General features: G+C 30.5%; 11 protein-coding genes and 1 rRNA gene. All 12 read left to right on the forward strand.

The features are described 5' to 3' along the window. Positions 1–14 precede the first annotated feature (14 nt). On the forward strand, positions 15–413 hold the full coding sequence (rpsK, locus tag IC175_RS18230) for a 30S ribosomal protein S11 (protein ID WP_227437007.1): 399 nt from the start codon (positions 15–17) through the stop codon (positions 411–413). Between the two features lie 32 nt (positions 414–445). Then, positions 446–1,069 (forward strand): 30S ribosomal protein S4, encoded by a 624-nt coding sequence (rpsD, locus tag IC175_RS18235; protein ID WP_227437005.1) that lies wholly within the window; start codon positions 446–448, stop codon positions 1,067–1,069. A 77-nt stretch (positions 1,070–1,146) separates the two neighbouring features. Next, the gene (locus tag IC175_RS18240; RefSeq protein ID WP_227437003.1) at positions 1,147–2,094 is read left to right on the forward strand and encodes a DNA-directed RNA polymerase subunit alpha; all 948 of its coding nucleotides are present in this window, start codon (positions 1,147–1,149) and stop codon (positions 2,092–2,094) included. A 20-nt stretch (positions 2,095–2,114) separates the two neighbouring features. Next, on the forward strand, positions 2,115–2,456 hold the full coding sequence (gene rplQ, locus IC175_RS18245; protein ID WP_003421117.1) for a 50S ribosomal protein L17: 342 nt from the start codon (positions 2,115–2,117) through the stop codon (positions 2,454–2,456). Positions 2,457–2,575: 119 nt separating this feature from the next. After that, on the forward strand, positions 2,576–3,409 hold the full coding sequence (locus IC175_RS18250; protein WP_227825412.1) for an energy-coupling factor transporter ATPase: 834 nt from the start codon (positions 2,576–2,578) through the stop codon (positions 3,407–3,409). Beyond that, a complete protein-coding gene (locus tag IC175_RS18255) occupies positions 3,397–4,263 on the forward strand; it encodes an energy-coupling factor transporter ATPase (RefSeq protein ID WP_227436999.1) in 867 nt (288 codons plus the stop codon). The genes IC175_RS18250 and IC175_RS18255 overlap by 13 nt, the downstream gene beginning before the upstream one ends. Further along, positions 4,257–5,060 (forward strand): energy-coupling factor transporter transmembrane component T family protein, encoded by an 804-nt coding sequence (locus IC175_RS18260; RefSeq protein ID WP_227436997.1) that lies wholly within the window; start codon positions 4,257–4,259, stop codon positions 5,058–5,060. Before IC175_RS18255 ends, IC175_RS18260 begins: the two co-directional genes overlap by 7 nt. 25 nt (positions 5,061–5,085) lie before the next feature. After that, positions 5,086–5,817, forward strand: a complete 732-nt coding sequence (truA, locus tag IC175_RS18265) for a tRNA pseudouridine(38-40) synthase TruA (protein WP_227825413.1) — start codon at positions 5,086–5,088, stop codon at positions 5,815–5,817. A gap of 119 nt (positions 5,818–5,936) precedes the next feature. After that, a complete protein-coding gene (gene rplM, locus IC175_RS18270) occupies positions 5,937–6,368 on the forward strand; it encodes a 50S ribosomal protein L13 (RefSeq protein ID WP_227436993.1) in 432 nt (143 codons plus the stop codon). A 28-nt stretch (positions 6,369–6,396) separates the two neighbouring features. Then, a complete protein-coding gene (rpsI, locus tag IC175_RS18275) occupies positions 6,397–6,789 on the forward strand; it encodes a 30S ribosomal protein S9 (protein WP_003421105.1) in 393 nt (130 codons plus the stop codon). Positions 6,790–7,294: 505 nt separating this feature from the next. Further along, the gene (gene cwlD / locus IC175_RS18280; protein ID WP_227436991.1) at positions 7,295–7,999 is read left to right on the forward strand and encodes an N-acetylmuramoyl-L-alanine amidase CwlD; all 705 of its coding nucleotides are present in this window, start codon (positions 7,295–7,297) and stop codon (positions 7,997–7,999) included. A 284-nt stretch (positions 8,000–8,283) separates the two neighbouring features. Then, positions 8,284–8,346: ribosomal RNA gene (locus IC175_RS18285) — 16S ribosomal RNA — on the forward strand; the annotation flags it as partial.

The following is an 8,346-nucleotide window of genomic DNA, read 5'->3' on the forward strand; positions in this document are numbered from 1 at the left end:
GAGGGAAAAGGAAAATGGCTAAACCAAAAAAGAAAGTTACACGTGTTAGAAGAAGAGAACGTAAAAATATAGAACGTGGTCATGCTCATATACAGTCAACTTTCAACAATACAATAATAACTTTAACTGACGTTCATGGAAATGCTATATCTTGGGCAAGTTCAGGACAATTAGGATTCAAAGGGTCAAGAAAATCAACTCCATTTGCATCTCAAATGGCTGCTGAAACAGCTGCAAAAGCTGCGATGGAACACGGATTAAAAAGTGTTGAGGTATTCGTAAAGGGGCCAGGTTCAGGAAGAGAAGCTGCTATAAGAGCTTTACAAGCAACTGGACTAGAAGTAACTATGATAAAAGATGTTACTCCAATCCCACATAACGGATGTAGACCACCAAAGAGAAGAAGAGTGTAATTAATAAGAGTACAAATAGGAGGTGTAGATAAATGGCAAGATATACAGGTGCATCATGTAGACAATGCCGTAGAGAGGGAATGAAATTATTCCTTAAAGGTGATAGATGTTATACAGATAAATGTGCTATAGTTAAAAGAAACTATGCTCCAGGTCAACATGGCCAAGGGAGAAAGAAAGTTTCTAACTATGGATTACAATTAAGAGAAAAACAAAAAGTTAAAAGAATATATGGAGTTTTAGAAACTCAATTTAGAAACTTATACGAACGTGCTGAAAACATGCCTGGAAAATCAGGTGAGAATTTATTAAGTTTATTAGAGAGAAGATTAGACAATGTAGTTTACAGAATGGGACTAGCATCTTCTAGAAAAGAAGCTAGACAATTAGTAACTCATGGTCATTTCACTTTAAATGGAAATAAAGTAGATATAGCTTCATTAACAGTTAAAGTTGGAGATGTGATAGAAGTTAAAGAAAAATCAAGATCTTCTGCAAAATTCAAAAATTTAGTAGAAGTTAACTCAAGAATAGCTCCTAAATGGTTAGAAGCTAATGTAGAAGGAATGACAGCAAAAGTAGTTGGTGTTCCAACAAGAGAAGATATAGATCTTGAAATAGCAGAGCACTTAATCATAGAACTTTACTCTAAATAATAAGCACACTTTTAAAAATTATTTTAAAATTTTGTTTACCCTCAGTGGATTACTGAATTTTAAGGAGGGTTTTGTCCATGATAGAAATAGAAAAGCCAAAAGTAGATATAGTTGAGCTTAGCGAAGACTATAGATATGGTAAGTTTGTTATAGAACCTCTAGAAAGAGGATATGGAATAACTATAGGTAACGCACTAAGAAGAATATTATTATCATCTTTACCAGGTGTAGCAGTAAATGCTATAAAAATAGATGGAGTTCTTCATGAATTCTCTACAATACCTGGTGTTAAAGAAGATGTTACAGAGATAATATTAACTTTAAAAGAGCTTTCAGCAACTATAGATGGTGAAGGAAGTAGAACACTTAAAATAGAGGCTCAAGGACCATGCTCTATCACAGGTTCAGATATAATCTGTCCTCCAGATGTTGAAATATTAAGCAAAGACTTAGCAATAGCTACATTAGATGATAATGCCAAGTTTAATATGGAAATATTTGTAGATAAAGGTAGAGGTTATGTTTCTGCTGAAGAAAATAAAACAGAGAATGTTCCAATAGGTGTTTTACCTGTGGATTCAATATATACTCCTGTTGAGAAAGTTAGTTATCATGTAGAAAACACAAGAGTTGGTCAAAAAACAGATTATGATAAATTAGTACTAGAAGTTTGGACTAATGGTAGTATAAACCCTCAAGAAGGTATATCATTAGCTGCAAAAGTATTAGTTGAGCATTTAAATCTATTTATAGACTTAACTGAACATGTAAGTAGTGTTGAAATCATGGTAGAAAAAGAAGAAGATCAAAAAGAAAAAGTTCTTGAAATGACTATAGAAGAATTAGATTTATCAGTTAGATCATACAACTGTTTAAAGAGAGCGGGAATTAATACAGTTGAAGAATTAGCTAATAAGTCTGAAGACGATATGATGAAGGTTAGAAACCTAGGTAAAAAGTCATTAGAAGAAGTAATACAAAAACTAGAGGAACTTGGGCTAGGATTAAAACCAAGTGAAGAATAGCGAGCAAAGGAGGGATAAGAATGGCTAAGTACCGTAAATTAGGACGTGAAACAGCTCACAGAAACCTTATGTTAAGAAACTTAGTAACTTGTTTACTAAGAAGTGGAAGAATAGAAACTACAGTAACTAGAGCTAAAGAAACTCGTAGAATGGCTGAAAAGATGATAACTCTTGCTAAAAGAGGAGATCTTCATGCTAGAAGACAAGTTTTAGCTTATGTTATGGATGAAACAGTAGTTAATAACTTATTCACAGATTTAGCTCCAAAATATGCTGAGAGAAATGGTGGATACACTAGAATAATAAAAATAGGGCCAAGAAAAGGCGATGCTGCTGAAATGGCTTTTATAGAATTAGTATAGTAAGGAAAGGATTAGGCTTGATGGCTTAATCTTTTTTTTATTTTTTTGACTAAGGTGTGATATAATAATGTGTAAAATGATTTTTATAAGTTATTGCTTACTAAAAGGAGTATGAATTAATGGATAATATAATAAAAGTAAACAATATTTCATTTGAGTATATTACAGATGAAGCAAAACTTAAAGCAATAGATAATTTAAGCTTAGATGTTAAAAAGGGAGAATTTGTTGCGATAATAGGACATAATGGTTCTGGCAAGTCTACTTTATCTAAAAACTTAAATGCTATTCTTATGCCTACAGAAGGAAATATTCTCATTGATGGAATGGACACCAAAGAAGAAGAAAGATTATGGGATATAAGGCAAACAGCAGGTATGGTATTTCAAAACCCAGATAATCAAATTGTTGCCACAATAGTAGAAGAAGATGTAGCTTTTGGTCCTGAAAACTTAGGTATAGAGCCAAAAGAGATAAGACGAATTGTAGAAGAGTCTTTAAAAAGTGTAGGTATGTATGATTTGAGAGGTAGACAACCGCATTTGTTATCAGGTGGCCAAAAACAGAGGGTTGCAATAGCAGGCATAATTGCCATGAGACCCAAGTGTATAATATTTGATGAAGCAACAGCGATGTTAGACCCATCTGGAAGAAAAGAAGTTATGAAAACAATAAAAAGACTTAATAAAGAAGAAAATATAACTGTTTTACATATAACTCACTTTATGGAAGAAGCTGTAGAAGCTGATAGAGTTGTCGTTATGGAGAAAGGTAAGAAACTTTTAGAAGGGACTCCTAAAGAAGTATTTAGTAAAATAGAGATGTTAAAGGAAATCGGTTTAGATGTGCCTTGTATGACAGAGTTGTCTAGTTTATTAATAGAAGAAGGTATAAATATTAGTAGTGATATATTAACTGTGGATGAGATGGTGATGGAATTATGTCAATTATAGTAAAGAACTTAACACATATATATAATGAAGGGATGCCTTTTGCAAGTAAAGCACTTGATGATGTATCTTTTGAGATTAAAGATAGAGATTTTGTTGGACTTATAGGTCATACAGGTTCAGGAAAGTCTACATTGATACAACATCTAAATGGATTATTAAAACCTTCCTCAGGAGAGATTTTTATAAATGATTTTAACATAACAGATAAGAATTTAAACTTAACTGAGATAAGAAAAAGAGTAGGTGTTGTATTTCAATATCCAGAATATCAATTATTTGAAGAAACAATTGATAAGGATATAGCTTTTGGACCCGCTAATTTAGGTTTAGAAGAGGTTGAGATACATAATAGGGTAAAAGCATCGATGGAAGCTGTAGGACTTGACTATGAGGAATTTAAAGATAAATCTCCATTTGAATTATCAGGAGGTCAAAAGCGTAGAGTTGCAATAGCTGGAGTTATAGCAATGAACCCAGAAGTACTTATATTAGATGAACCAACTGCAGGTCTTGATCCTGGTGGAAGAGATGAAATTTTTAATTTAATAAAAAACTTACATGAAAAAAACAATATGACTATAATATTGTCATCACATAGTATGGATGATATGGCAAAGTTGGCACAAACGTTAATTGTTATGAATCATGGTAAAATAGAATTTATGGGTACTCCTAGAGATGTATTTAAATCGAATGCTATTAAATTAAAAGAAATTGGTTTAGATATTCCACAGGTTTTAGAGCTTGCATTGAAATTAAGAGAACAAGGTTTTGACATTAGTGAAGACATATTGACTTTAGAAGAAGCAAAACAGGAAATATTAAGAGTTGTGAGAGGGCGAGGATTATGTTAAAAGATATAACTATAGGGCAATACTACCCAACAAGTTCTGCTATTCATAAATTAGATCCAAGGATAAAACTTGTAGCAACAATTGTATTTATGGTATCTATATTTGTAGTAAATAAATTTTGGCCTTATATGATAGTTTTATTATGTTTATTAGGTATGATAAAGTTAGCTAATATACCTGTTAAGTATATTGTTAAGGGTGTAAAACCTCTTAAGTGGATTATTTTATTTACATTTATTATAAATATATTTTTCTTACCAGGTGATGAGATATGGTCATTTGGATTTTTAACAATAACAAGTCAAGGCTTGAGACAAGCAATTTTTATGGCAATAAGACTTATATTTTTAGTAATTGGGACATCATTACTTACTTTAACAACTTCACCAATAGAATTGACAGATGGTATAGAGCGATTATTGAATCCCTTTAAGAAAATTGGTTTACCAGTTCATGAGCTTGCAATGATGATGACAATTGCTTTGCGCTTTATTCCTACATTATTAGACGAAACAGATAAAATAATGAAGGCTCAAATGTCTAGAGGTGCAGACTTTGAAAGTAAAAATCTTATAAATAGAGCTAAAAATCTAGTACCTCTTTTAGTTCCACTATTTGTTAGTGCATTTAGAAGAGCTGATGAATTGGCTATGGCCATGGAAGCTAGATGTTATAGAGGTGGACACAATAGAACAAAAATGAGGGAGTCTGTTATAGTAAAAGCAGATTATATAGCATGTGTGTTTCAAGTTATTTATTTAGGATTAATCATAGCTACTAGATTTATAGCGATTTAATAGAAGCATATAGGTGAGGTAAAATATGAGAAATATAAAGATTACAATCCAATATGATGGTAGAAATTATTGTGGATGGCAGAAGCAACCAGATTCTCTAGGGATACAAGGTACAATTGAAAAGGCTATATATGAGATAATGAATGAAGAAGTTAAACTTATAGGCTCAGGTAGAACTGATTCAGGGGTTCATGCTCTTGCACAAACTGCAAATTTTAAAATTAGTTCAAGTATAAGTATAGAAAGTGTACCAATGGCACTAAATGCTAAATTACCAAAAGACATATCAGTTATAGAAGCATGTGAAGTTAATGATGACTTTCATTCAAGATATAGTGCAAAAGGAAAAACATATAAATATTTAATATATAACAGTAAGTTTAGACACCCAATACTTAACAGCATATCATATCAAGTAAAGTATGAACTTGATTTTGAAAAAATGTGTATAGAATCAAAAAGTCTATTGGGTACACATGATTTTAAAGGTTTTATGAGTTCTGGTTCATCTGTAAAAGATACAATACGAACAATATATGATATAAATATAAAAAAAACAGATGATTTGATTACTTTAGAAATTAGTGGAGATGGGTTCTTATATAATATGGTGAGAATTATTGTTGGAACACTTGTTGATATAGGACGTGGTAGAATTAATGAATCATTTTTAGATATAATAGAATCTAAAAACAGATCAAGATGTGGACATACAGCTCCAGCACAAGGATTATTTCTTAAAAAAGTTCATTATTAACTTGACACACCAGGCTACATGTATTAAAATATATGAGAATGTGTTAATAAGTCCACTTGCCCCGGACTTGACATAAACGGTAAAAAATTTTTATGAAAAGTAGTTAAGGAGGGACAGTTATGAAAAGTTATATAGCTAAGCCAGCTGATGTACAAAGAAAATGGTACTTAGTTGATGCTGAAGGAAAAACATTAGGTCGTATAGCAACAGAAATTGCGACAGTATTGAGAGGTAAACATAAACCAACATTTACTCCTCACGTTGATGGTGGAGATTTTGTTGTTGTAGTAAATGCAGAAAAAGTAGTTTTAAGTGGAAAAAAATTAGATCAAAAATATTACAGATACCACACTGGTTATGTAGGTGGATTAAAAGAAATATCTTATAGAGATATGATGGATAAAAAACCAGAAGAAGTTATAGCACATGCTGTAAATGGTATGTTACCTAAAAACAAATTAAGAAGTAGAATGATGACTAGATTAAGAGTATTTGCAGGTGCTGAACACACTCATGCAGCTCAAAATCCAGAAGTTTTAAACTTTAAATAAGATTAATAGGTGAAAGGAGGAGTTTATAATGGCTAACGTTCAATATTATGGAACTGGAAGAAGAAAAAGTTCTGTTGCTAGAGTAAGACTAGTTGCAGGTGAAGGAAATATATTAGTAAATGGAAGAGCATTAGAAAATTATTTTAACTATGAAACATTAATAAGAGATGTTAAACAACCATTAGTTTTAACTGGTAATGAAAATAAATATGATGTTATAGTAAAAGTTGAAGGTGGAGGATTCACTGGACAAGCTGGAGCTATAAGACATGGTATATCTAGAGCTTTATTAAAAGCTGATTTAGATTTAAGACCTGCTTTAAAGAAAGAAGGTTTCTTAACTAGAGATGCTAGAATGAAGGAAAGAAAGAAATACGGATTAAAAGCAGCAAGAAGAGCTCCACAATTCTCAAAAAGATAATTATTTATCTTTTTGGAAAAGCAAAATCCTTTATTTTCTGTTATCCAGAAAATATGGAAGCATGTTGAAATGTTGGGTTTAAGTTAATGATTGATATACAATAAAATAATAAGATATCTTATTAGGATGTTTTTCTATTGAAAAACATCCTTTTTATTGTAATAAAAGATTATATGTTAAAGTTATTGAGATTATAGTTCTATTGAGAAATGGATAAAGAAATTTACAGTAAATATAATTAAAAATTTTACATTTTATAAGTAATAGAATTTAGGTTATTAAATAATATAATTCATAATGTAAATTGTCATAATTTATTATACCTGTTATACGATACTAATTAAAAATGGGAATTTAGAGTATATGTGAATATAGCATACTTATGTAATCATATATTAATATTAAAAAATAGAGATAGATAAATACTAAAGTGAAATTTAAATGTTTGTACTAATATTTGGAATATTATAGTGTTTTTATAAGTATACATATACAGGGTGATGTTGTGAGAAAGTACATAAAACATATAATTTTTAGTTTTGTTATGGTATGTCTAGTAATAGTATCAATATTTGAAGTGAAAAATATTTCTGAAGATGTTATTAAATATATGCCAATAACAAATAAAACAATAATTCTAGATGCTGGTCATGGAGGTATTGACCCAGGCGCATTAAACAAGGATAAGAGCACATCTGAGAAAGATATCAACTTAGCAATAACACTTAAGCTTAGAGAGCTTATAGAATCAAGTGGAGGTCTTGTAATATTAACTAGAGAAGATGACAGTAGCCTCTATAAAGAAGAAAATAATAAAACAACAAGACAAAAATATAATGAGAACTTGAAAAATAGAAAAGAAATAATCTCTAATTCCAATGCTAATATGTTTGTATCCATACATCTAAATGCATTCGAACAATCTAAATACTATGGAGCTCAGACATTTTATCCTAAAGATAAGCAAGATAGCAAGGAATTATCAAAGTGTATTCAAGAAGAACTTAAAAGAGTAGTAGATAAAACAAATAACAGAGAAGTTAAGCCACGAGATGACATATACCTTTTGAAAGAAAATAATATTCCATCAGTATTAATAGAATGTGGTTTTCTATCAAATGAAAAAGAATGTAAACTTTTGACAGATGAAACATATCAAGAAAAGATAGCATGGGCAATATACATAGGTATACAGAAATATCTAAGTTGAAATAATTATAAAAATAAGTCTAAATATGTAAATAGCTTGTATTGAGGTGTTTAAAAATGCACTAATATAAGCTATTTTTGTTTTGACAAAAAAATAATTAAAATAAAAGTTAAAAAAGCGTTGACTTGGAATAACATAGATGGTATTATATATGAGTGCCCAAAAGGAGCACAAAAATAAGACAAAAGAACTTTGAAAATTAAACAGTAGGTTAATTTATAAACAAGAAACAAACCATAAAGCCAGATATTTAGATAACAATAGTATCTGAGCCTGATAAACTTTTATTTGAGAGTTTGATCCTGGCTCAGGATGAACGCTGGCGGCGTGCCTAACACATGCAAGTT

The organism is Clostridioides sp. ES-S-0123-01 (genome assembly GCF_020658415.1).
Classification (GTDB): domain Bacteria; phylum Bacillota; class Clostridia; order Peptostreptococcales; family Peptostreptococcaceae; genus Clostridioides.